This window comes from Actinomadura alba, from assembly GCF_014323705.1.
Taxonomy (GTDB): domain Bacteria; phylum Actinomycetota; class Actinomycetes; order Streptosporangiales; family Streptosporangiaceae; genus Actinomadura_C; species Actinomadura_C alba.
Genome location: NZ_JABVEC010000008.1, coordinates 220,548 through 245,094, shown reverse-complemented (window position 1 = coordinate 245,094; position 24,547 = coordinate 220,548). Strand labels below are relative to the sequence as shown.

The following is a 24,547-nucleotide window of genomic DNA, read 5'->3' as shown; positions in this document are numbered from 1 at the left end:
TTCTCGTGCTGAGCCACCGCCACCCGGACGGCGCCCCTGAATGAGCACGGGGACGGCCGCCCGGTACCTGCCATTGCGGCGATCGCGAGCTTTGTCCTGCTCAATGCTCAATGTGGGCGCGCATGGCCTCACCGAGGTTCTCTACGCCTACACCAGCAACGTTCAGAGCAACGGCAGTGCCATGGCGGGGCTCAGTGGGAACACACCCTTCTACAACCTCACCATGTCGGCGGCGATGTTCATCGGACGCTACCTGCCGATCGCCTTCGTGTTGGTGCTGTCCGGGCGGCTGGCCCGCCAGCGGCCAGTAGCGGTGACGGCCGGCACTCTGCGCACTGACGGAGTCAACTTCGTGGCACTTGTGGTCGGTGCCGCGCTGACCCTGGCGCTGCTCAACGTCCTGCCCGCTCTGTCCCTCGGTCCGTTGGCCGACGGACTGGGGTAGCGAAACACCGGACGGGCGTTGTGCCACAGGCGGGAGACGGGAGGCGTGCTCGCCCAGTCCCGCCAAGGGGCCGGGAGGCGCGGGTCCTTCTCCGGGATCGCGCCGCGCGGGGCCCGAGAACGACGAACCGCCCGAGGCTGATGCCCGAGAGAGCCTCCGCGCCGGTACGAGCGAACTTCGCCCGGTGGTTAATCCGTAGTCTTGTCGCGGTCCGAACCGAGCGTAGGAGCGCGGGAATGCGTGACGTCGGTCGGCGTGATCTCTGAACTGAGCTTCGCGTGTGACCAACCGGAGAACGCGGAACTGGAAGACCTCGCGGCGCTCCAAGCGCGACCGGCCGAGGGCCACTTGTGGCCTCCACGAACCCGGCGAAGGTTACTGTAGCCCCAGAAATGTTTCTTAATGACGATCTTCTGGCGGATCTTGCAGAACTTGCAATGAGCGGCTTGAAAATTGTGCTGTCCGCCGGAGTTGACCGACGAGTTGTGCTGGAGGCCGAGGTTCTTCGTCGGGCTGTTCTGGTTGATGGCGACGCTCCGCCCCTTGGCCTTTGCGGCAGCTTCGCCTTGATTGTCAATATCTAAGGGCCTGTTGACCGCTAGGTAGGACACAGCCGGTCCCTGCGGGAGCAGAGCTGCGCCCGCCCGCCCGGTCAGCAGCACTCCGCCGCTGATGAAAGCAGCCAAAGCGGTAGCCAATGCGAGGCGGCGCGTCTGGCAGATGCCGCTCATGAGCGATCTCTTTTCCACGTTTTGCAACCATTTCTACCGGGTGCCCGCCCAGGCAAATTGGGCGCCGACCGGTCTGCCCCTGCACGGTACAACAGCGATGTGCGGCTTATTCCCTTAAAGCCCGGTGTTCATTGCGGCGCTGACAGCTCCCATCTCAAAAAGTTACCGGCTATTTAAGCCGGAAATGCCAATCCAGGTGAACATTGCTGTTTCGACCCGCGCGCCGCGTCATCGCGACGGTGTCCGGGTGGGGACAGCGTCATGGGCTTCGATGCCTCGCCGACCGACCGTTCGATGTCCGGATCGTCGACGCGGAGCCGGCTCACCCGTCGCGGACTTCTCAAGGCGGCGCTCGTCGTTGTTCCCGCGGGGCTCGCCGCTGCCACGGGCGGGATCGGAGGGCTGTGGGCCACCGCGGATGTCAACACGGCCGGAAAGACCAGGTTCGTGAACCGGCTGGCCGTGCCACCGTTGGCCCCGTCCCGGCGGGACCGTTCGGGCCGGCGTGTGTACGACCTGCGTGCCGCGGTCGGCAGCCGTCGGTTCAGGTCTGGCAGGGCGACCGTCACCTGGGGGGTCAACGGCGACTACCTCGGGCCGACGCTGCGCGCGGCGCGGGGGGAGAAGGTCCTGGTCAACGTCCGCAACGAGCTGGGCGAACCCACCACCATGCACTGGCACGGGATGCACCTGCCCGCCGCGATGGACGGGGGGCCGCACCAGATGATCGAGCCGGGCGCGGCCTGGTCGCCGACGTGGACCATCGACCAGCCGGCCGCCACGCTCTGGTACCACCCTCATCCGCACGCGCGTACGGCGCTGCACGTCTACCGGGGGCTGGCCGGCCTGTTCATCGTCGATGACCCCAAAGCCGGCACGCTCGGCCTGCCGAGCCGGTACGGGGTGGACGACGTGCCGGTGATCGTGCAGGACAAGAAGTTCACCGACACCGATCAGTTCAGTGCGGAGCGGCCCATGATGGGTGGCACGGGGATCCTTGGCGATGCGATCCTCGTCAACGGCACGCTCGCCCCGTTCCACGAGGTCACCACCCAGCGGACCCGGCTGCGGCTGCTCAACGCCTCGACCGCCCGGGTCTACGACTTCGGCTTTTCCGATGATCGGCCCTTCGCCCTCGTCGGCACCGACGGCGGCCTGCTGCCCGCACCGTTCCACACCACCAGGGTGCAGCTCTCGCCGGGCGAGCGTGCCGAGATCGTGGTAACGCTCCGGCCGACCGAACGGGTCACCCTGCGCAGTTATCCGCCCGACCTCGGCACAGACCTGTGGAACAGTCGTTTCACCGGCGGTGATGACACCCTCGACATCCTTGAACTGTGTGCCGGTCACGTCCTCGGTTCCTCGCCCGCCCTACCGGGCGTCCTGGCCGAGCGGCCTGATCTTGAGACGGCGGGAGCGGTCACCCGTAGCTTCGAGTTGGGCGGCCACCGCATCAACGGCCGGCGCATGGACATGAGCCGCATCGATTTCGCGGTCGCCAAGGACACGACCGAAATCTGGCAGATCACCAACTGCGGGAACACACCCCATAACTTTCACGTCCACGACGTGCAGTTCCAGGTGCTGTCGGTGGGTGGTGCCGACCCGACGCCGGAGCTGAGCGGTTGGAAGGATACCGTCTACGTCCCGCCGAACGCCCCGGTCCGCATCGCCGTCCGGTTCAAGGACTACACCGACCCGGCAGTCCCGTACATGTACCACTGCCATCTGCTCTATCACGAGGACCAAAGGATGATGGGCCAGTTCACCGTCACCGACAGGGGTGACGCGCCCAAGACATCACCTTCCCACGGCCACCACGGTGCATGAGATCCGCAACCGGGAGCGGCCCTCCCGCGTCCAAACGCGATGACCGAACCACACAGATGGCTGCATGATTTCCCGGGCGGTGTCGGGTGGTCGCCTTGTGATCAGCCGCCACCTTGGTAGACGTTGGAAGGCAGCCTGGAGGGACGCATCATGCAACGCCACCTGCTATCCAGCGCATCTCATCAAGGTGTGCACCAGGTCGACACCGAGATCCGCTCGAATCCCATCGGGGTTTGTCAGTCCCTCAACCTGATACCACTCGGCGGTGGCTTCAGGGTGGGGCCCGGCCACGCCGACAGCCCCACGGCCGAACGGAGCGACCAACGCGGCGACCGTGCCGTTGGGGTAGGTGGCGAGGACGTCCGCGTTCTGTGCGTTCTCGTCGAGTATGAAGTAGGGGCCGTCCTGGAAGTACAACGTGCGTGGGTGCCCCCGCCAGGTCACGGAGACCGTCGTATCCCTTCCCGTGCGAACGGTGGACGCGTGGGATGAGATGTGCTGGTCGGCGTCGCCAGGCAGAAGCTTGAACCCCGGTGTCGCTCCCGCCAGATAGCCTCCGAGGCAGAAACCCAGGTAACGACCCCCGCTACGCACGTACTCCTGGATCAGTGGGGACTGCTTCCGCAGCCGCCTGTAGGCTCGCTTGAGCTCTCCGCCTCCCGGCTGCGCGTAGATGGCTGCCATGCTCAGCGTGGCGGGAGTCAGCTTCAACTCTTCCTTGGGACCGACGTAGTGAACGTCGAAGGACAGTGCGGGGTTTGCCAGCAAGGCGGCAACTGCCTCCGGGCATCCGGGAAGGCTGGCCGGTCCGCGATAGACAAGTGCCACTCGGCGCGGCGTACCAGGTGCGTGTGACGCGCACGAGGATCCGACCGGAGACGGGGAATTGACCGCGCCCCCCGACGGCACGGGGTCACTACGCGATGTGCGGGAGGCCAATAGGGATCCGCCGACGGCAAGGATGCTCACGGCTCCGGCTGTCTGGAGCAGCGCGCGCCGCGAGAGTAGTTCGTCGGTTCCCACGCTCTTCCCTTGTCCGGTCCTTTCATTGAGGCCTCGCCCCGGGACTCGATGTCCTTATCGTCACCATGTAGCCGCGCCAGGCTCAGAGGCTGCGCCGGTGGCCAAGGCGCACGAGGATACGGTGCCCTTGCACTCAAATGTACCGGCCTGACCTTTGGCTTTGGCAGTGGTCAAACCCCAGAGGGCACTTGGCCCACAGCAGGAACGGTGGCCTGCGGGTGGCCCGGAACCGACTCACCTGGCTTGCTCCTCTGCGCCGCCTTTGAGGCTGCCGCGGAGTTCGTACCAGCCGCCGACTCACTGCCACTTGTACGGCTGGCCGAGTGCCTCGCGTCATTTTGCGCTCCCTTGGTCGTCGGCCGCGCACGCTGTGGGTTGGATTGAAATGAGGTCACTGACAACGTGAGGTGAGCGCGCCCCTTGAGATGCGGAAGTCTCAGGAGATGTGACTACGGGGGGTCATGGACCGGGATCTACGCACAGACCAGCGCGGGAACGAAGCAGACATTCGCCGACCGCACCGGATAGCGACTGCGGCGGAGGGCCGGATCTTGGGAGGTTCAGCCTCCGGGATCCGCGAGGTGTCTTCGCCCGCGGCCCGGATTCCCTCATCTCTGCATTATTTCTTCGAGTCCAGCTGTGAGGCGACGCCGTTTGCGACAGCGTTGGTGTGCGGCGGTCGCAGTTTCACGTACCGCGAACTGAACGAGCGCGCCAACGCCTTGGCCAACGTGCTGATCTCCCGTGGAGTTGACACGGGTGCTCGCGTCGGGATCCTGCTCCATCGTTCGCTGGAGACGTACGTGAGTCTGCTGGCCGTTCTTAAAGCCGGCGCGGCGTTCGTCCCTCTCGATCCCGGATGGCCCGCGGATCGGGTCGACTTCGTCGCGAAGGATGCCGAGCCGGAGCTCGTCCTGTCCACGTCCGAGGTCGTGACCGTCTCCCACCTCGCCGGTCACCCCGTCCTTCACCTCGACTCGCTCCAAATGGACATGCGCGACGGCCTCATCAAGCGGCGTGCGGACCGATGGAATCCAGACGATGCCATCTGCTACGTCATGTACACGTCCGGGTCCACGGGCCGGCCGAAGGGTGTGGTGGTCCGTCAGTCCAGCGTCACGAATTTCATCTCAGTGGTGCGGGACCTGTACGGCATGGTCGGCACCGATCGCGTGTACCAGGGCATGACGATCGCTTTTGACTTCTCCATCGAGGAGATTTGGCCGACGTGGGCCGTCGGCGCCACATTGGTGGCCGGGCCTACGGACTCGAGCAGGATCGGGACTGGCCTTGCGGACTTCATTGAGGCCAACGCCGTGACGGTGCTGTACTGCGTGCCCACCGTCCTGGCCACGCTTGATCATGACCTTCCGCGGATCCGTACGTTGATCGTTGGCGGGGAGCCGTGTCCGCCCGAGCTCGTCACGCGCTGGAGCCGCAGCGGACGCAGGATGCTCAACACGTACGGGCCGACCGAGACAACGGTCACCGCGACCTGTGCTGAGCTCCATCCCGACAAGCCTGTGACGATCGGGCGGCCTCTGCCGATGTGCCACGTCCGCCTTCTCGATGACAACCTTCGTCCGGTCCCCGACGGAGAACCTGGAGAGATCTGCATCGGCGGAACAGGGGTGGCCGTCGGCTATCTCAACCGCCCGAAGGCGACTGCGGAACGCTTCATCGACGATCCTTGGGCCGGCGGGGCCGGGCGCCTGTACCGCAGCGGCGACCTCGGCCGACTGCTACCCGACGGCGAGATCGAGTACCTCGGCCGGGCCGACAGCGAGGTGAAACTTCGTGGTCACCGAGTCGATCTGCAGGAAATCGAGAGCGTCGCCCTTGAGGACGATGTCGTCGGTAACGCCGTCGCGAGCCTGGTGGCCTCGGCGTCGGGAGACGAGATCGCTCTCTTCCTGACCCGCCGGCCGACCGCACTGGACGACGATGCGCTGCTCCGCGGTGTACGACAGCGACTCACTGAGCGGCTGCCGGGATACATGATCCCCGCCTTCCTGGAGCCCATCGACGAGCTGCCGACCCTGGCCAGTGGGAAGGTGGACCGCTCGGCTCTCCCACCGCCGAAGGGGCAACGCTTCATCGGGTCCGCAGCCGGCGCCGTACCGTCGGCGACACCGCTCGAAGAGGAGTTCCAGGCCATCTGGGCGGAAGCCCTGGCGCTGCCGAGAGAGATGCTCTCAGTCGAGGCGGACTTCTTTCTCGAGCTGGGTGGTCATTCGCTGCTGGCCGCCATAGTGGCCTCGCGTCTGCGCGAGCTCCCAGCCGCGAGGGACCTCTCCATCGCTGACCTGTACGCGCATCCCACAGTCCGGGCTCTTGCCGCGCATCAGCAGGACAGGATCGACACCGCTGACCCATCTGCCCCGCGTGGGTCGCGTGGCCCGCCGCCTAGGCGGCATGGCAACGGACGTGTGCTGCGCTGCGGCGCCGCGCAGTTGGGCACCATCTACACGCTTGCCTTGATCTTCGGCGTCCCGGCATCCCTCGTGCTGGGATTGCATCACGGTCGCCTGTCCGTGACCATGTTCTGCTTCCTCCTCGCGACCGTCCCCCTCACCTTCGTGCTGGCCCGACTGGTCATCCCGATCGCCGCCGCCCAAACCCTGGGGCGCGGCCTGAAGCCAGGCCGCTACCCGCTGTGGGGGACCACGTATCTGCGCGTGTGGTTGCTGCAAGAGTTGCTGACCTTGTCGCCCGTTTCCACGCTCAGTGGATCACCGCTGCTACCCGCCTACCTGCGCATGCTCGGGGCACGCGTGGGCCCTCGCTGCCAGGTCGCCACCGCGGGCCTGTCTCTACCACCACTGATTCGCATCGGCCAGGGCGCGAGCATCGGTTACGGCGCGAGGCTGGAGGCCGCCGCGGTGGCCGACGGCTGGCTGACCATCAGGCCCGTCATCGTGGGAGACCACTGCTTCGTGGGCGCCGGCGCCGTGATGATGCCCGGCTCGGAACTGGGCAGGGCGGCGGCGCTCGCCACGCAGTCCCTTGCCGCCGAGGACCAGATGGTGCCGGCAGGACAGCATTGGGCCGGCTCGCCCTCTCGCCGGGCGACCAGCCCGGACCCGCTCGTGGAGTCGCTACGCCTACGCGAGGAACCCGCCGACGACTGGTCACCTCCCCAGCTCGCCGGCTTCGCCGCCGGTTGGGCCATCTTCGAGCTCCTGCCATTCCTTCTCACGGCTCCGTCCGTGCTGATCACTTGGCTGGTGCTCGTCCGTCTGAGCTCGTGGGATGCGCTGCTCGCTGCCGCGGTCTCAGCCCCCTTGTATGTGGTGGCCACCTGCATGACGATCTGGATCGGAAAACACTTGGTGATGCCGTCCTCACCGACAGGTGTGCACCCTTTGCGGTCCTGGCTGGGTCTGCGGAAGTGGGCCTGGGACAAGCTGCTCGGGGTGAGCCTGGCCACCACGAACACCCTCTACGCCACGCTCTACACCGTGCCGTGGCTTCGTTCCCTCGGTGCCAAGATCGGCGCTCGATGCGAGGTGTCCACGGCCGCGCATCTGGACCCAGACCTGTTGACACTGACCTCGGAGAGCTTCGTTGCCGACATGGCGAGCGTCGGAAGCGCCGTCTACTGCAACGGACACCTCGCGCTCGGCCGCACCCAGATCGGTAGGCGATCATTCGTCGGCAACGCCGCCCTGATCCCGACCGGCTCCCGACTGGGAGATTCCTCCCTGATAGGCGTACACACCGTGCCGCCACCCGGCGAAGTCAAGGCGGGAACGTCCTGGCTCGGGTCCCCGCCGATCTACCTGCCAAGACGGCAGGAGAGTCAACGCTTCGACGAAGATGTCACCTACCACCCCTCCCGGGCGCGAGTCGTCGAGCGCCTCGCCATCGAGTTCATCAGAATCACCCTGCCCCCGTGCATTGTGGGTACCGTCCTGTTCCTCATGCTTCTGGTGGCCGATACCGCGGCACAACGATTGCCGGCGCCATGGCTGATCGCCGTGCTGCCCCTCGCGCTCCTGTTCGGCGGCCTGGCGGTCACCCTCGTCGTGGCGGCGTTGAAATGGGCGATCGTCGGCCGATACCGCCCTCGCGTCGAGCCGCTGTGGAGTCGCTTCGTCCGCCGAACTGAACTGGTGACAGGGCTCTACGAGTCCGCGGCAGTGCCGGCGCTGCTTCGCGGGCTTTGCGGCACCCCCATGCTTGGTCCGCTGCTACGACTGTTCGGAGCTCGGGTCGGCCAGCGTTGTTGGATCGCTACCACCTTCCTGACCGAGTTCGATTTGGTGCGACTCGGCGACGACGTCGCAGTCGGGCCCGGGACGTCACTTCAGACGCACTTGTTCGAGGACCGGGTGATGAAAATGTCCCAGGTCGTCATCGAGGACGGCGCGACCATAGCCCCGCGGTCCGTCGTGCTCTATGACGCTGTCGTAGGAGCACGCGCCTCCTTGGATGCGCTGTCTCTGGCCATGAAGGGAGAGACCCTCGCTGAAGGAAGCAGGTGGCGCGGCATCCCATGTCAACCAACCGAGTAGGACTCGTTCGCCGTGATCGACACGGCGGCGGACAAACGGCGAAGGGAGTTCACCACCGCACGCTGGTGCGCGCGTCGGGCGCTGGGTGCTGGACCTTATGGCGGAAACCGTACAGGCCCAAGTGGGACCTTGGCCCCTAGCCCGACGGTGGCTGTGAGTGTGGTGTGGAAGGGGAGGCGAGAGCCCGTTGAAGCAGGGGGCGCCTGTTCGGGGCGCCGCAAGGCGGGCCGCCCCTGCGGCGATGCGTGCCGGTGGTGTCCACGGTGCCACCGTCGGTGTCCTGCGTGCGCTGAGCGAATCATCGTCAAGTGCCGTGCTGAGTGTGGCGAGCGCAGTGACGGCGCGTCCGGCTGATCGATGTTGTGAGGAGGTGATGCAGGTGAGCGATCAGAGGCAGCCCGTGGCGACGCCGCCGCCTGTCGCTGGATTGGCCGGTGACGGCCTCGAGGACCTTACGGAAGAGTGGGAGGCCGTGTGTCCCAGAAGAATCGCTCCGGAACAGTGGCAGCGGTTCGAGGGCTACATGAAGGAGATCTTTACTGCGATGGGCATACCGGCCGGGTCACCGTCCACAGTGGACACGCCGCGCCGTTTCCTGCGCGCGATCTTCGATGCGACCAGCGGGTACGAGGGTGACGAGAAGCTGGTAACCGCGTTCCCGACCGAGTGCCGCGGAGGCCCAGATTGCCGTATCAGCCAGGTCGTGGAGGGACCGATCCCGTTCTTTTCCCTGTGTGAGCACCATAGCCTGCCGTTCTTCGGCAAGGCCTACGTCGGCTACATCGCGCACGAGCACATCCTGGGTCTGTCCAAGTTGACCAGGCTGGTGCGACTGTACGCGCGCCGGTTCTCGGTGCAGGAGCGCATCGGCCAGCAGCTCGCGGACGCGCTGGAGCGCATACTGGCCCCCCATGGGGTGGCGGTGCACCTGGAGGCGGTGCACCTGTGCACGCAGATGCGCGGCGTCCGGGAGATCGAGTCCAGCAGCCGCACCAGCTACTGGCGCGGGAACTATGACGGCGATGCGCAACTGCGGGCGGAGTTCTTCGGGCTGTGCAGTCACTGGGGTTGACCGGACGTGGCCGGACAAAGCGTCGGACACGCCGCTCAACGGACAGCGGCGGAGTCCCTGAACTTGTTACACGAGGAACCCGGGCTGCCCAGCGGGAGCCTGACATCGACCCTCGCCATGACCTACGGCGGGGACCTGGGCTTCACCGAGTCGTGCCTGTACGCCAACTTCGTTGCCTCACTCGATGGGGTGGTCGCCCTCGGCTCGCAGGATCCGTCCTCCGGTTCGGCGATCAGTGGCGGCGAACCGGAGGATCGGTTCGTCATGGGGCTCCTGCGCGCCTTTGCCGATGTCGTACTCATCGGTGCCGGCACCCTGCGGGCTACTGCGGGTCATCGGTGGACACCTGAGCATGTCTATCCGGCGGCGGCTGCCGACTTCGCCGACCTGCGACGCCGCCGAGGGCGTACCGCCGGTCCTGAGCTGGCCGTGGTCACCGCCAGCGGGGATGTGCCGACCGGGCATCCTGGGCTGCGGGCCGGTGCCCTCATCGCCACCACCACGGCCGGAGCCCGGCTGCTCGATAAGCGCCCCACGGCAGCCTGCACCGTGGTCGCCCTGGGCGAAGGGCCGACGTTACGGATGGCAGATGTTCTCCGGGTCATCCGTGCTCGCGGGCACACCATGGTGCTCACCGAGGGCGGCCCGCGCCTCTTCGGAAACCTGGTCCGCGACCACCTGGTGGATGAACTGTTCCTCACCGTCTCACCGGTGGTCGCCGGCCGCGCAGGTACGTCACGCCCCGGCCTGGTCGCCGGGCTGGAGCTGCTCCCCGGTAGATGGGAGACCGCCGAGCTGATCAGCGTCCGGGGGCGCGCGTCGTACCTGTTCCTCCGCTACCGGCTTCATCGCACTCACGACCGGGGAGGAGACCATGGCGGCGGATAGCTTCGGCACGCGCAGCCGTCTCGCTGTCGGTGACGACGGTCACGACATCTTCCGGCTCGACCGGATCAAGCATTGCTCCTTGATCGTTTGGGCTACGCCGGTGGGGGTACGGCTTAGGTGACTCGACTGGTCCAGGGCAGGATCGATCCCGACTGGTTTGAGCACGTGGGCTGCAGTCGTGTGTGGCTCCGGTTGGCGCGGAGACGTCGAAGCGGCCATTCCTCCAGTTAACTGACAGTTTTCCTCCCGCTATCTGACAGGAGGGCGACCATGAGATTATTCGCGCTTCCAGAACCGCGGAGAACTCAGCGTCGGCCTGTGATCGCGCTCGCGGTGGCCGTCTTGACGCTCGGCGCCCAAGGCGCCTTAACACCCGCCCATGCCGCCCCGCTCGCGACCGCGAACGTCGTCGAGGAGCCGCCGCGGGGGAACGTGGTGATCGAGTGGAACCGGACCCTGCTCGACATCGTGCGGACTCCGCAGGCACAGCCGGCCACCATCCACCCCACCCGCAACTTCGCCATCATGAGCGCGGCCGTCTATAACGCGGTCAACGCGATCAGCCGCGCCCACCCCACCTACGGCGTCAGCCTCACCGCACCGCGGGACGCCTCCCGCCCCGCCGCGGCCGCGGCGGCCGCGCACGACACCCTCACCGCCTTGTACCCGGCGCAGAAGGCCAAGCTGGACCAGCAGTTGACCACCGACCTCGCCGCCATTCCCGCCGGCCGCGCCAAGCAGGAGGGCATCAAGGCCGGTGCGCAAGCGGCCCGCGGCATTCTCGACCTGCGCGCGCACGATGGCGCGGACGTCACCCCGCCGCCGTACACCACCACCGGCAAACCCGGCGACTACCGCCCGACCCCGCCCGCTTTCAAGGCACCTGAGTTCACCCAATGGGGCAACGTCAAACCATTCGTGCTCCATGCCGGCCACCAGTTCCGCCCCGCCGCGCCCCCGGCGCTGAGCAGCCCTGAATACGCGGCCGCCATCAACGAGGTCAAGACCATCGGCGCCGCCAACAGCACGACGCGCACGGCGGAACAGACCAAGCTCGCCAAGCTCTGGTCCGCTCCCATTCAGAACTACTGGTACGACATCGCCCAACAGGTCGCCCTCGCGCGCCACAGCGACGTGGACCAGTCGGCGGACATGTTCGCCCTGCTCAACCTCACCATCGCCGATGCCGTCATCGGCGTGTACGGCGCCAAGTACCATTACCGGCTCTGGCGGCCGATCACCGCCATCCGCGAGGCCGCGGGCAACCCGCAAGTCAAACCCGACCCTGCATGGACCCCGCTCGTCGAGACCCCGCCCGACCCGTCGTACCCGGGCATGCACAGCGCGGTCAGCACGGCCGCCGCCACGGTACTCGACGGCTTCTACGGCGACCGCAATCCGTTCACCCTCAACACACCCACCGCGCCCGGCGGCACCCAGGCTCGCACCAAGCCTTACGCCAAGACCTACAACAGCTTCAGCGCCACCGCGACCGAAGCCGGACTCAGCCGCATCTGGGGGGGCGTGCACAGCCGGCTGGACCACCAGTCCGGCAACCTATTCGGCACCGGCGTCGGACGCTACGCGCTCGGCCGACTGAAGCTCGCCCCAGCCAAGCCGGGTTCCCCGACCGCGAAGGCCCCGGCCACCGTCGCGGTCCGCGACTCCAAGCTCGGCAAGATCCTCGTCGACGGCCACGGGCGCACGCTGTACCTGTTCGAGGCGGACAAGGGCACCAAGTCGACCTGCTACGGCGCGTGCGCGACAGCCTGGCCGCCGCTGACCACCACGGGCAAGCCGAAGGCCGGCAGCGGCGTTTCCCCTGCCCTGCTCGGCACGACCGCCAGGACCGACCACACCACCCAGGTCACCTACAAGGGCCACCCGCTGTACTACTTCATCAGCGACACCAAGCCCGGCGACATCACCGGACAGGGCCTGAACTCCTTCGGCGCCAAGTGGTACGTGCTCGACCCGAAGGGCGACAAGATCGACACGAGCTGAGCGCTGCCGGCCACAAGGAGCCACCACACGAGGAACGCTGACAGGGCTGTTCGCGGTGCCGACGACCGGGACACGGAAGGATCAGACGAACATGGGAGCAACGCGGAGGATGTTCCCCCGCACGGCCGGCCGGCGGCTGACGGCAGCCGCCGGCCTCGCCCTCGCCATCGCGGCAGCCTTGTTCGCGTTCGGCCGGATACACACGCCGGACTTCGCCAGCAGCCTGTTCGGACGCCGCGGTGACGACGCGAACGTTCTGAAGGCCCAGCTCGGCACCGGCCTGCTAGGGCTCGCCCTCTACCAGCTCACCTTGGCGCTGTGGATGTACCAACGGCTACCCGGCGCCGGTGCCGCCCCCCGCCCGGTACACCCCGCCCACCGCATCGGCGGAGCCGTGCTGTTCGCACTCTCCCTGCCCATCGCCTACCACTGCATCACCGCCTACGGAGTACAGACGAGCAGCGCCCGGGTCGCCCTGCACTCCCTCGCCGGCTGCTTCTTCTACGGCGCATTCGCCGCGAAGGTACTCCTCGTCCGCAGCCGGCACCTTCCCGGCTGGGCGTTGCCACTCGCCGGCGGCACCCTGGTCACCCTCATCGTGACCCTGTGGTCCTCAGGAGCGCTCTGGCAGTTCACCCAGCCGTAGCAGTCAGCAGACCACGGTCGGGCTCGGGTCGGCGCCGCGCAGGGGCTCACTGACCTGGCGTGATGCCAGGCATCTGGACTGCTGGCGTGCGACTTCGCCCACCCTGCAGGGAGCTGGGCGCTATCAGGCGCGCTATCCCGGCCCTGACGGCAACGACCGTCCGGCGCCGAACACGTTCGCGGACAAGGCGAGCGCAGAGCGCTGGAATGACCTTCCTCGTGATCTTGTCTCCCGTTGAGCTCCGCTTTCACCTCATGGTCGGAGCCCGGCCGCCGTCCGCGACATCCCGCGCGGGATTGTTCTGACCTCGTCTTTTGCGGTTGGCTATCAGCATTTTTGCGAATTTTTGTTGAAGTATTGCGCACACCTGTCGGATTACTTATGTTCAAGCTGCGTCCCACCTGCCCGTCACAGGGCACGTGTCCCCACCCCCATTGGGCGGCTGCCGCATTTCCGTCAGCCGTCGTTCCAAGAGAGGCACGGAACGCGATGCGCACCAAGCACAGTCGGCTGAGGGTGATCGCGGCCACCGCCGTGATGGCCCTCATCGGATCCACAGCGGTGGCGATGTCGTCGTCGCCGGCCGCTGCGGCCGGAGGCCCCAACCTCGCCGCGGGAAAACCTGCTACGGCCAGCAGCTCTAACAACCCGTACAACCCCGGCAACGTCAACGATGGCAACCAGGCCACCTACTGGGAGAGCTCCGGCACCACGCTGCCCCAATGGGCCCAGGTGGACCTCGGCTCGGCCACCGACGTCGACCAGGTCGTGTTGAAGCTCCCAGCCGGTTGGGGGAGCAGGACCCAGACGCTGTCGGTGCAGGGGAGCACCAACGGCTCGACGTTCACGAACCTCATCGGGTCGGCCGGGTACTCCTTCGACCCGGCCTCCAGCAACGTGGTGACGATCAACTTCACCGCCGCGAGCGCCCGGTACGTCCGGGTGAACATCACCGCCAACACCGGCTGGGCGGCCGCGCAGCTCTCCGAGCTCGAAGTGCACGGTGTGAGCACGGTTCCCACTTCGCCGAACCTCGCCGCGGGCAAGACGTTCTCGGCCAGCAGCGCGGGCTTTCCCGCGTCCCGGGCCGGCGACGGTGATCAGGCGAGCTACTGGGAGAGCACCAACAATGTGTTCCCGCAGTGGGTCCAGGTCGACCTGGGCTCCGCCGTGTCGGTGAACAAGGCCGTCCTCAAGCTCCCCACCGGCTGGGAGACCAGGACGCAGACCCTCACCGTCCAGGGCAGCACGAACAACACCGGCTTCTCCGAGATCGTCGCCTCGGCGGGCTACAGCTTCAACCCGGCCGCCGGGAACACGGTGACGATCAACTTCACCGCCGCGACGACCCGGTACCTGCGGCTCAACATCACCGCGAACACCGGTTGGCCGGCCGGCCAGATCTCCGAGTTCGAGGTCTACGGCGTGAGCGGCCCCATCGACGACACGCCGCCGACCGCCCCCGGAAACCTCGCCTACACCGAGACGACCCCGGGCCAGGTCAAGCTGACCTGGACGGCCGCCACCGACCTCGTCGGCGTGACCGGCTATGACGTCTACGCCAATGGCACGCTCCGTACGAGCGTCGCGGGCAACGTCCTGACCTACACCGACGCGCAGCCCACCAGCGCGACGGTCAACTACTACGTCAAGGCCAGGGACGCCGCGGGCAACACCTCGACCCAGAGCAACACCGTCACCCGGCCGGGCGACACCACGGACCGCACGGCGCCGACCGCACCGGGGAACCTGGCGTACACCCAGCCTGCGGCCGGTCAGATCAAGCTGACCTGGTCGGCTTCCTCGGACGCGGTGGGCGTGACCGGTTATGACGTCTACGCCAACGAATCGCTTCGCGCCAGTGTGGCGGGCAACGTGCTCACCTACACCGACAACCAGCCCGACACCGCGACGGTGGTCTACTACGTCAAGGCCAAGGACGCCGCGAACAACATCTCGAACCAGTCCAACACCGTCACCCGCAACGGGACCGTGGCGGACGGCTCGAACCTGGCGGTCGGCAAGCCGATCACCGCGTCGGGCTCGATCCTCAGCTTCGTCCCGACCAACGCGAACGACGGCAGCGTCACCACCTACTGGGAGGGCGGCGGCGGATACCCCAACCTCCTCACGGTGAACCTGCGGGTTCAGGCCGACCTCAGCTCGGTCGTGGTCAAGCTCAACCCCGACAACGCCTGGGGCCCCCGCACCCAGACCATCGAGGTGCTCGGGCGCAATGGCACCGGCTCGTACGTCAGCCTGGCCGGCCCGGCTGTAAAGAACTTCGCCCCGGCCGACGGCAACACGGTGACCATCCCGGTCAGCGGCCGTTACTCCGAGGTGCAGCTCAAGATCACGACGAACTCCGGCGCGGGAGCGGGTCAGGTCGCCGAGTTCCAGGTCATCGGCGTCCCCGCGCCGACGCCCGACCTGACCATCACCGACACCTCGTTCACGCCGGCCGCCCCGATCGAGACCGACGCGGTCACGCTCAAGGCCACGGTGAAGAACATCGGCACGGCGAACTCGCCCGCCACCACCGCCGGCCTCTACCTGACCGGCACCAGGGTCGGCACCGTGGCGGTCGGCGCACTCGCCGCCGGCGCGTCCGCTCCGGTCACGGTCAGCATCCCGCCCCGGGACGCGGGGAGCTATCCGGTGAGCGCCAAGGTCGACGAGACCGACGCGATCGTCGAGCTCAACGAGCTGAACAACAGCTACGACGGCGGCGCGCCGCTGGTCGTCACCGAGGCTCCTGGCCCGGACCTGCAGGTTCTCGGCATCACCACCAACCCGGCGAACCCGGCCGTCGGCGCACCGGTCAGCTTCACCGTGACGGTGAAGAACCGCGGCATCAGCGCGACCGGGGCGAGTTCGGTCACCAGGATCGTGGTGGGCGGCACCACGCTCAACGGCACCACCCCGGCGATCGCCGCAGGCGCGACGGTCAACGTGGCCATCAGCGGCACCTGGACCGCCACCAGCGGCGGCGCCACGATCACCGCCACGGCCGACGCGACCAACGTGCTCACCGAGACCAACGAGACCAACAACGGGTTCTCACAGGCGATCGTGGTCGGGCGCGGGGCCGCGGTTCCGTGGACCGAGTACGAAGCCGAAGCCGCGAGCTACCAGGGAACACTCCTGGTGGCCGACCCGCTGCGCACCTTCGGGCACACCAACTTCGCCACGGAGTCCTCCGGGCGGCAGTCGGTGCGGCTGAACAGCACGGGCCAGTACGTCGAGTTCACCTCGACCAACGCCTCCAACTCGATCGTCGTGCGCAACTCCATCCCCGACGCTCCGAGCGGCGGCGGCATCGACGCCACCCTCAGCCTGTACATCAACGGGACCTTCGCCCAGAAGCTGAACCTCTCGTCCCGCCACAGCTGGCTGTACGGGAACACCGACGGGCCCGAAGCACTGACGAACACTCCCCAGGCCGACGCCCGGCGGCTGTTCGACGAGGCGCACGCGCTGCTGTCGACGTCTTATCCGGCCGGCACCAAGTTCAAGTTGCAGCGTGACGCCTCCGACACGGCCTCCTTCTACATCGTCGACATGATCGACCTGGAGCAGGTGGCGCCCCCGGCGGCCAAGCCGGCGGACTGCACCTCGATCACGGCCTACGGTGCGGTGCCGGACGACGGGCTCGACGACACGACCGCCATCCAGCGGGCCGTGACCGACGACCAGAACGGTGTCATCAGCTGCGTCTGGATTCCCCCGGGCCAGTGGCGGCAGGAGCAGAAGATCCTCACCGACGACCCGCTGAACCGGGGTCAGTACAACCAGGTGGGCATCAGCAACGTCACGATCAAGGGCGCGGGAATGTGGTACTCCCAGCTCTACACCCTGACCGAGCCGCAGGACGCCGGCGGCATCAACCACCCGCACGAGGGCAACTTCGGCTTCGACATCGACAAGAACACCCAGATCTCCGACATCGCCATCTTCGGCTCCGGCCGGATCCGCGGCGGCGACGGCAACGACGAGGGCGGTGTCGGCCTGAACGGCCGATTCGGCGAGGGCACCAAGATCACCAATGTCTGGATCGAGCACGCCAACGTGGGCGTCTGGGTGGGTCGTGACTACGACAACATCCCGGCGCTGTGGGGCCCGGCCGACGGGCTGCAGTTCAGCGGCATGCGCATCCGCGACACCTACGCCGACGGCATCAACTTCACTAACGGCACGCGGAACTCCAAGGTGTTCAACTCCTCGTTCCGCACCACCGGCGACGACTCCCTGGCGGTCTGGGCCAACCGGTACGTCAAGGACACGTCGGTGGACATCGCCCACGACAACCACTTCGTCAACAACACGATCCAGCTGCCCTGGCGGGCCACCGGCATCGCGATCTACGGCGGCTACGGCAACACGATTGAGAACAACCTGGTCTACGACACGATGAACTACCCCGGCATCATGCTGGCGACCGACCACGACCCCCTGCCGTTCTCGGGAACGACCCTGATCGCCAACAACGCGATCCACCGTGGCGGCGGCGTCTTCTGGAACGAGGACCAGGAGTTCGGGGCCATCACGCTGTTCGCGGCGAGCAGGGACATCACCGGCGTCACCATCCGGGACACCGACATCTACGACTCGACGTACGACGGCATCCAGTTCAAGACCGGCGGCGGCAACATGCCGGGCGTCGTGGTCAGCAATGTCAAGATCGACAAGTCCAACAACGGTGCCGGCATTCTGGCCATGAGCGGTGCTCGAGGGAGCGCCACGCTGACCAACGTGACCATCACCAACTCGGCTGACGGCAACATCGTCATCCAACCGGGTTCCGGCTTCGTGATCACGGGCGGCTAGCCGCTTCTGCTCTGGGTGAGCACAAGGAGAGACGACCAGCCAGGAGCGTGCTCATGGCTGGTCGTCTCAATTGAACCGGACCCCGCCGCCGGGCGTGTGGGTGCCGAATGATGTGTCACCTCATGCGACCTGGGCGTATTCGTGTAAGAGGCCGCCGAGTAGGTACCGGATATGTCGGCCAGCGACCGAGAATGTCATGGACTTCCGCATTGCGCGGGCGATGTCGGCTCCCGCCGGTAAGGTACGTTGATCATGAAGCTGCGGGGGCGCACGGTCGTGCTGTACGGGGACTTCTGGGAGATCGAGAGGGAGTCGGCGATACGGCGGCTTCAGGCGCTCGGCGTGCGGTTGGCGGACGAGGTGACCGAGGAGACCGACCTCATCTTTCTCGCCCCCGGTGAACGGGGGCCCATTCCCCGCACCGACGCGATGCTCCGCACGCCGTACCTCGATGAAGACGCACTGATCGGCATGCTGGAGCGGGAAGAAAGCGTCGCTCCTCCGGCCGCGGCGCCTCCTCGGCCGTTCCTGCCGGCTTCGGAGTTGGCAGGGGCGCAGGGCTCTGGCGCGGTGTACGCGCTCTTGGACGGGGCCGACTGGTCGGCCTTCACACCCGAACGCGACGTCCCGCCGCTGCGTGCCCGGCTGGCCGAGCTGGAGCGCGCTGAGGGCGTGACCGACGCTCACCGGCTGGCCACCCGGCGGCTGATCGACGCCGGTGTGGCGAGGCTCCTGCAACCGTACGGCCACGACACGGAGATCATTGCCCACGCGATGAGCCCGGACGGCCGCTACTTGGCCACCGGTAGCTGGGTCGGCGACGACTACGACGCGGGTGGCGTCCTGCAGATCTGGGAGGTCGCGACCGGACGGTGCGTCAACACCGTGCGCCGCATCGAGGGCGGAATCGGATGGCCCGGCTATCAGCGCACGATCCAGTGGTCGGCCGACTCGTCCCGCATCGCCATGGCCCACTGCACGAACATGGTGGGGGTCTGGACCTTCGACGGTGAGCGGCTCGCCACGATCGACGTGTCGGACGGCAACTCCCGCCCGTCGGAGTTCGCGCTCTCTCCCGACGGGCGCAGCGTCTACTTCCACTGCGGCACCAACGGCGACGGCGGGCTCCAGGGCTGCATCGTCCCGCTGGATCGCGGCCGCCTGAGGTGGCTGCCCAACCACGTGGAGACCGACCACCCGTACCTGATGGCGCGCCGACTACCCGAGGCCGTGCGGGACGACTTCGCCCAGCGCGACGACGGCGACGGCGAATGGAAGGTCGGGCAGTGGATCGATGACCCGGTGTGGTCGCCCGACGGCACCCGGCTGTTCGGGGCCAACGCCATCAGCGTGGACGCCAGGACGCGCGAGGTCGTCTGGTACGCGCCCGGCAAGTTCGCCCGGCTCAGCCCGGACGGCAGTCTCGTCGCCGCCGTCACTCGCCGCGGCCTGTTCCTGCGCGACGCGTCCACCGGGCGGATCCGCTGCGGCCCCTTCGCGCTCGGCAAGCCCGTCTCGCTGCACTGGGCGCCCGGCCGCGTCATCAACCGGCTCGCCGTCCTGACACCTCCCACGGGCACCGCCGAGACGGGAGGCGTCCACGTCTTCGACGACGACCGCCTGGTCTTCAGCGCCCAGGTTCCGCATTCGGGGTGGGGGGACCGGGAGGGTGACCACAACGCCTGGGCCTGGGCTCCGGGCGGGGAACGGGCCGCCTTCCTGAACATCGAGGGGTCCGCCGAGATCTGGTCGTTCGCCGACCCGGCGAACCCCCGGCTGCTCCAGAGCGTGCTCGCCGGGGGCGCCGACACCGTGTACTGGGGCGCGGACGACACGCTGGTGCTGCTCGACGACGTGGTCATGCAGTTCGTCAAGGTCGAGACCGGCAAGGTCATCGGCGACTTCTACTCCCTGTACGTCCCGCCGGGCCCGCGTCCGGTGGAGGGCGAGCTCGTCGAGAAGTTCGAGGGGCAGGTCTTCGCCCTCGATGAGGACAACTGGGCGATGACCCTCCAGCCCGACGCCGTGATCGCTCCGGAGGGCAGCGAGGACGAGCTGGACTCCCTCCTCGCCTGGGGCGTCGGGCGGCGCCACGCCTGGCCGGTGCGCTGGGGTGAGCTTCGCGTTTTGCCCGACGCCCTCACCGCCGCCGACGTCCTGGACTCCGAGGACGGCGAACTCCTCCGCGAGTACCGCGAGGAGGTGGAGGAGATGGACGGCGATGAGCCCGCGGAGTGGCCGCCTCCGAACACCGCGAGCGTGGACGACCTGTTCGAGGCGGCGCGTGGTTCGCTCGCCGACCTCGACCGGTACAGCTGGGGCTCCCACATCGGCGATCACCTGCGGGCCGCCGCCCGGCTGCGCGCCCGGCACGGCGAGCCCGAGGCAGCGATGATCCTGGTCGGTGACATCCCCGAACCGGCGGACCGCCTCGCCGCGGCATCCGACGTCGCCGTGATCCTCGCCCGGGCCGGGGACACCCGTTCCGCCCGCACCGCGTTCTCCCTCGCCCAGTCGCTGTCCCCCTCGGTGGACCAGAAGATGTTCGAGGCCGACAGGTCAGCCTCGTTCGGCGCGGCCTGCCAGGCGCTGGGCGAGACGGGCACCGCCGAGCAGTGGTTCCAGCACGCCCGCGCGTCCATCACCATCGAGCCCAACGCGTGGCAAGACCACGTCGCCGTCATGCACTCGATGCTGGAGTGCGGACGCGACGACCTCGTACGCGCCCTCCTGGACGACCGCGCCGGGCATCCGAGCGGCAGCTTCTTCTCGGAGGCGGAGTGGCTGGTGTTCCTGCTGCGCACCGGCCGCCTCGACCTGGCCCGTGAGTTCCAGAGCCTGCCCGGCTGGGACGTCCCGTACGAGGTGCTGACGGTCCTTGCCGAGCATGGACGCGCCGACCTGATGGAGACCTGGGGCAACCACAACTGGGCGATCGGCGACGAGCTCGTCGAGCTGGCCCGCCGGGGCACGCCGCCATTCCGGCCCCCGACGCCGACCGATCAGGACGTCCGGGAACTGGCCAGGCGCTACGCCGGGATCCAGGGCATACCGCACTCGCAGCGCGAGCACCCGATCGAGCAGCTGATCGAGAGCGCCGCGGAGTGCGGGCACATCACCGCCGTCCTCGACCTCCTGGAACTGCTGCCGGAGCGCGGCGACTTCAACGACCGTCCCTCGTCGGCGTTCGGCGCGATCTGGCTCCTCTACACCGGTTTCAACCGGCCTCCGTTCTAGCCTTCCCAGCCGGCGGTGCAACGCCGGCCTACTCGGTGACCTTCAATCGATCACTCGGGAAGGTACGCCCTTCGCGCCCGACCCGAGGCCGATCCACAGGTCTTGAGCATTGCTCCTACTCGTCCCCCCGCCGTGGCGTCCTACGTTGGGATTGTCGTCGACGCCGGCGGAGAACTCAGCAGCGAACATCTCTGTGCCCAGCGTCGAGAGGACCTTGGCCGTGATGCGCTCGACATCGCCGCGCTCGGCCTCCGGGAGCGGGGCGCCGGAGGATTCCCGCGCCCGGGTGGCTGTGCCCAGGAGGCGGGCGGCCTGCACGGGTTGACCCGCGAGGGCGTATGCCCCGGCGAGGCCCTCGTGAGCGAGGGCGAGGGCCCGGGGATCGCCGCTGTCACGGGCGACGGCGAGGCCTTGGTGGTGCAGGGAGAGGGCCGCGGGTGCGTCGCCGCGTTGTTCGGCGAGGAAGCCGAGTTCGGCAAGGAGAAGTGCGGGGCCGGGGCCGAAGTCGACTTCGCGATGCCATGCGAGGGTTCTGCGGAGGTGCTTCTCGGCGAGGTCGAAGTCGCCCCCGCGCCGGGCTCCGAGGGCGAGGCCGATTTCGGCGTGGATCTCGCCCGCCGCGTAGCCGTGTTCGGCGGCCAGGGCCATCGCCTTGCGGTGGAGCTTGGTGGCCTGAGGGAAGTCACCGGTCAGGAGGGCGACCCTGCCCAGCCCGGTGAGCCGGTCGGCGGCGTCTGTCCAGAAGCCCAGTTCCTCGGCCAGGCGGAGACCATCCTGGTGCAGTCGTGCGGCGTGCGTGTAGTCGCCGGTGATCGCGGCCAGTGCTGCCAATGGATAGGTAGTCTGCAACCGTCCCCAGCGATCGCCGAGTTCTTCGAAGAGCGCGTGGCCGTCCTCGGCACTCTGGCGCAGTGCGGTGAGGTCGCCCCGCAGCAGGGCCTGGGTGGCCCGGGTGCTCTGTGCCGCGGCGATTCCCCAGCGGTCGCCGGCTGTACGGAAGTCGGTCAGGGCACGGTCCACCAGAGTCTCGCTGTGGGCCAGGTCTTCACCCGCGCTGAGCGAGGCGTAGCCGAGGAACCATGCGGCACGTGCGCCACCGGCTCGGCCGTCGACCGTCACCTCGGGCGGATGGACCGTGTCGTTCCGTCCCTCCCCGGCCAGCAGGGTGAATCCGGCGTACCAGAGGGCGGCTTGGGAACGGAGGATCGCGTGGGCGTCGCCGGTGATGTGCAGGGTTTCGTCCAGCGATCGCCGGGCCTCGCTCAGTCGGCCGCGTAGGAACCAGTACCAGGTCGAGGCGAGCGCTATGCGCAGGGCCCCGGTCGCGTCCTTCCGCTGCACGGCGCGTTTCAGGGCCATGCGCAGGTTGGCGCTTTCGTGGTCGAGGCGGGTCAGCCAGGTCTGCTGCTCAGGGCCGTGGAGTTGGGCCGCGGCCTGTTCGGCCAGTTCGGTGTAGTAGGCGTGGTGGCGTAGGTGGAGGGCCTCGGACTCGCCTGCCTCCGCCAGGCGTTCAAGGGCGTAGGCCGCTATCGATTCTGGCAGCCGGTAGCGACGGCCGTCGGCCACGGTGACGAGCGAGCGGTCCACAAGGCGGATCAGCGGGTCGAGGACGTCCTGGCCATCGCCGCGGCACACCGCCTCGGCCGTTTCGAGGGTGCAGCCGTCGGCGAAGGCCGCCAGGCCGCGCAGGAGCTTCCGCTCGTCGTCGGTGAGCAGCTCCCAGCTCCAGTCGATCACCGCCCGGAGGGTCCGCTGGCGCGGTGGCACGCCGCGGTGGCCGCCGGCAAGGAGACGGAACCTGTCGTCAAGGCGGGCGGACAGCTCGTGCACTCCCAGTGCACGGACCCGGGTGGCGGCCAGTTCCAGGGCCAGAGGTATGCGGTCGAGGCGGCGGCAGATCGTCGCGACGGCCTCCGCGTTGTGCTCGGTGACGACGAATCCGGGCGCGGCGGCCGCGGCGCGTACGGCGAACAGCTGCTCAGCGTCGGCTTGCGACAGTGGCGGCGCGGCCCACACCACCTCTCCGGCCAGGCCGAGAGGTTCCCTGCTGGTGGCCAGGACGCTCAGCCCGGGCGCGGCGGCCAGGATCCGGCGCACGACGTCGGCTGCCGAGTCGATGACGTGCTCGCAGTTGTCGAGGATCAGCAGGAGCCGCCTTGACCGCAGCGCGTCCTCCAGTCCCACTGCTCCCTCTTCCCGTACGCCCAGGGCGGCGCTCAGTTGCTCGGCCACCTCGGTGGATCCGGCGAGGCCGACCATCCGGACGCCGTCGGGATAGGCACCGGCCGCCTGTCCGGCGACCTCCTCCGCGAGGCGGGTCTTGCCGACCCCGCCGGGGCCCGTCAGCGTCACCAGCCGGTGAGTGGTGAGCAGTTCACCTATCGCGGACACCGCCTTCTTCCTGCCGATCAGGTCGGTGAGCGGAGCCGCCAGGTCGCCATACCTCTTCTGTCGGGGGGCCGGGGGCTTTCGGGAGGCAGGGGCCGCCTCAAGGGCCGCATCGTGTTCGAGGATCGCCTGGTGGAGGGCGGTCAGTTCCGGCCCGGGGTTCACGCCGAGCTCGTCGGCCAGTTGCTTCCGCAGCTCGGCATAGGCGGCCAGTGCTTCGGACTGCCGTCCGGCCCGGTACAGCGCCCGGAGTTGGACGGCGCGCAGCCGCTCCCGCAGTGGGTGGCGGACCGCCAGCTCACCCAACTCCCCGACCAGCGTGTGGTGTTCGCCCAGTTCGAGGCGGGCCTCGGCGAGTGCTTCCAGGGCGGTGAGGCGCTGCTCTTCAAGGCGTCCGGCCGCGGTGCGCAGAAACTCCAGATCGCCCAGGTCGGCGAAGGCTTCCCCCGTCCACAGCGCCAGCGCTTCGGTCAGCAGGTCCGCCCTGGAGCGCGGGTCCTCGGCGCCGTACGCGGTAGCGGTCAGGTCGGTGAACCGGTGGGAGTCCATATCCCCGGGGCCGATACGCAGCAGATATCCCGGGGGCCTCGACTCCACCAGCGTCTCGGCCCCGGGTTCGGCCCGCGCCAGGGCACGGCGTAGCCGCGAGACCTTCGTCTGCAGGGCACCGGCCGGGTTTGCGGGCAGCCGATCGCCCCATAGATCGTCCACGAGCCGGTCGGCCGAGACCGTATGCCCCACGTGGACGAGCAGAGCGGCAAGCAGTGCGCGCACCTTCGCTTCGGGGACGTCGACCGCGTGTCCGGCAGTCGTCCGGGCGGTGAGCGGGCCGAGCACGGAGAAGTACATGGCTGCACGGTAATCGGTCGGACCGCCAGCGGCCGTCCGGCGACCGACAGCGGCTCGACAGAGTCCCGCCAGCGCCGCCCGGCACGGTGA

At 68.1% G+C, this 24,547-nt stretch carries 14 protein-coding genes; 11 read left to right on the top strand and 3 right to left on the bottom strand.

Annotated elements, in window-relative coordinates; genetic code table 11:
* The first annotated feature begins 40 nt into the window (after positions 1-40).
* Positions 41-445 (top strand): potassium-transporting ATPase subunit KdpA, encoded by a 405-nt coding sequence (locus HKK74_RS13655; RefSeq protein ID WP_187243547.1) that lies wholly within the window; start codon positions 41-43, stop codon positions 443-445.
* A 188-nt stretch (positions 446-633) separates the two neighbouring features.
* On the opposite strand, the gene HKK74_RS13650 is transcribed toward HKK74_RS13655, so the two are convergent.
* The gene (locus HKK74_RS13650; RefSeq protein WP_187243546.1) at positions 634-1,176 is read right to left on the bottom strand and encodes a hypothetical protein; all 543 of its coding nucleotides are present in this window, start codon (positions 1,174-1,176) and stop codon (positions 634-636) included.
* Between the two features lie 261 nt (positions 1,177-1,437).
* Here HKK74_RS13650 and HKK74_RS13645 point away from each other — a divergent pair, with 261 nt between their 5' ends.
* The gene (locus HKK74_RS13645) at positions 1,438-3,006 is read left to right on the top strand and encodes a multicopper oxidase family protein (protein ID WP_222722223.1); all 1,569 of its coding nucleotides are present in this window, start codon (positions 1,438-1,440) and stop codon (positions 3,004-3,006) included.
* Positions 3,007-3,171: 165 nt separating this feature from the next.
* Here the strand turns inward: HKK74_RS13645 and HKK74_RS13640 are convergent, their stop codons facing one another.
* Positions 3,172-3,834 carry a BPL-N domain-containing protein gene (locus HKK74_RS13640; RefSeq protein ID WP_187243545.1) on the bottom strand — a complete coding sequence of 221 codons (663 nt, stop codon included), beginning with the start codon at positions 3,832-3,834 and terminating at the stop codon, positions 3,172-3,174.
* A gap of 656 nt (positions 3,835-4,490) precedes the next feature.
* On the opposite strand from HKK74_RS13640, the gene HKK74_RS13635 reads away from it, so the two are divergent.
* The 9 genes from HKK74_RS13635 (at position 4,491) to HKK74_RS13600 (ending at position 21,220) form a co-directional block, all read left to right on the top strand.
* Positions 4,491-8,546 (top strand): Pls/PosA family non-ribosomal peptide synthetase, encoded by a 4,056-nt coding sequence (locus HKK74_RS13635; protein ID WP_187243544.1) that lies wholly within the window; start codon positions 4,491-4,493, stop codon positions 8,544-8,546.
* A 12-nt stretch (positions 8,547-8,558) separates the two neighbouring features.
* Positions 8,559-8,900: a hypothetical protein gene (locus HKK74_RS13630; protein WP_187243543.1), complete on the top strand. Its 342-nt coding sequence runs from the start codon at positions 8,559-8,561 to the stop codon at positions 8,898-8,900.
* The gene (folE, locus tag HKK74_RS13625) at positions 8,860-9,618 is read left to right on the top strand and encodes a GTP cyclohydrolase I (protein ID WP_222722221.1); all 759 of its coding nucleotides are present in this window, start codon (positions 8,860-8,862) and stop codon (positions 9,616-9,618) included. The genes HKK74_RS13630 and folE overlap by 41 nt, the downstream gene beginning before the upstream one ends.
* Before the next feature lie 63 nt (positions 9,619-9,681).
* Positions 9,682-10,506, top strand: coding sequence for a dihydrofolate reductase family protein (locus tag HKK74_RS13620; RefSeq protein WP_187243541.1), 825 nt, complete (start codon positions 9,682-9,684; stop codon positions 10,504-10,506).
* 318 nt (positions 10,507-10,824) lie between these two features.
* On the top strand, positions 10,825-12,510 hold the full coding sequence (locus tag HKK74_RS41400) for a phosphatase PAP2 family protein (protein WP_187243540.1): 1,686 nt from the start codon (positions 10,825-10,827) through the stop codon (positions 12,508-12,510).
* Positions 12,511-12,601: 91 nt separating this feature from the next.
* Complete coding sequence (locus HKK74_RS13610; RefSeq protein WP_222722220.1) at positions 12,602-13,156, top strand: DUF6529 family protein; 555 nt, start codon at positions 12,602-12,604, stop codon at positions 13,154-13,156.
* Between the two features lie 49 nt (positions 13,157-13,205).
* Entirely contained in the window at positions 13,206-13,394 is a 189-nt protein-coding gene (locus HKK74_RS42170) for a hypothetical protein (RefSeq protein WP_486303388.1), read from the top strand.
* A gap of 251 nt (positions 13,395-13,645) precedes the next feature.
* A complete protein-coding gene (locus HKK74_RS13605) occupies positions 13,646-17,983 on the top strand; it encodes a discoidin domain-containing protein (protein ID WP_222722219.1) in 4,338 nt (1,445 codons plus the stop codon).
* A gap of 252 nt (positions 17,984-18,235) precedes the next feature.
* Complete coding sequence (locus HKK74_RS13600; RefSeq protein ID WP_187243539.1) at positions 18,236-21,220, top strand: WD40 repeat domain-containing protein; 2,985 nt, start codon at positions 18,236-18,238, stop codon at positions 21,218-21,220.
* Between the two features lie 42 nt (positions 21,221-21,262).
* Here HKK74_RS13600 and HKK74_RS13595 read toward each other — a convergent pair whose 3' ends face one another.
* A complete protein-coding gene (locus HKK74_RS13595) occupies positions 21,263-24,457 on the bottom strand; it encodes an AfsR/SARP family transcriptional regulator (RefSeq protein WP_187243538.1) in 3,195 nt (1,064 codons plus the stop codon).
* Between the last annotated feature and the right edge of the window lie 90 nt (positions 24,458-24,547).

Excerpts from the sequence above, each read along its gene's own strand:
- HKK74_RS13655 (WP_187243547.1), top strand. The coding sequence starts at position 41 with ATGAGCACGGGGACGGCCGCCCGGTACCTGCCATTGCGGCGATCGCGA.
- HKK74_RS13650 (WP_187243546.1), bottom strand. The coding sequence starts at position 1,176 with ATGAGCGGCATCTGCCAGACGCGCCGCCTCGCATTGGCTACCGCTTTG.
- HKK74_RS13645 (WP_222722223.1), top strand. The coding sequence starts at position 1,438 with ATGGGCTTCGATGCCTCGCCGACCGACCGTTCGATGTCCGGATCGTCG.
- HKK74_RS13635 (WP_187243544.1), top strand. The coding sequence starts at position 4,491 with ATGGACCGGGATCTACGCACAGACCAGCGCGGGAACGAAGCAGACATT.
- HKK74_RS13610 (WP_222722220.1), top strand. The coding sequence starts at position 12,602 with ATGGGAGCAACGCGGAGGATGTTCCCCCGCACGGCCGGCCGGCGGCTG.
- HKK74_RS13605 (WP_222722219.1), top strand. The coding sequence starts at position 13,646 with ATGCGCACCAAGCACAGTCGGCTGAGGGTGATCGCGGCCACCGCCGTG.
- HKK74_RS13600 (WP_187243539.1), top strand. The coding sequence starts at position 18,236 with ATGAAGCTGCGGGGGCGCACGGTCGTGCTGTACGGGGACTTCTGGGAG.
- HKK74_RS13595 (WP_187243538.1), bottom strand. The coding sequence starts at position 24,457 with ATGTACTTCTCCGTGCTCGGCCCGCTCACCGCCCGGACGACTGCCGGA.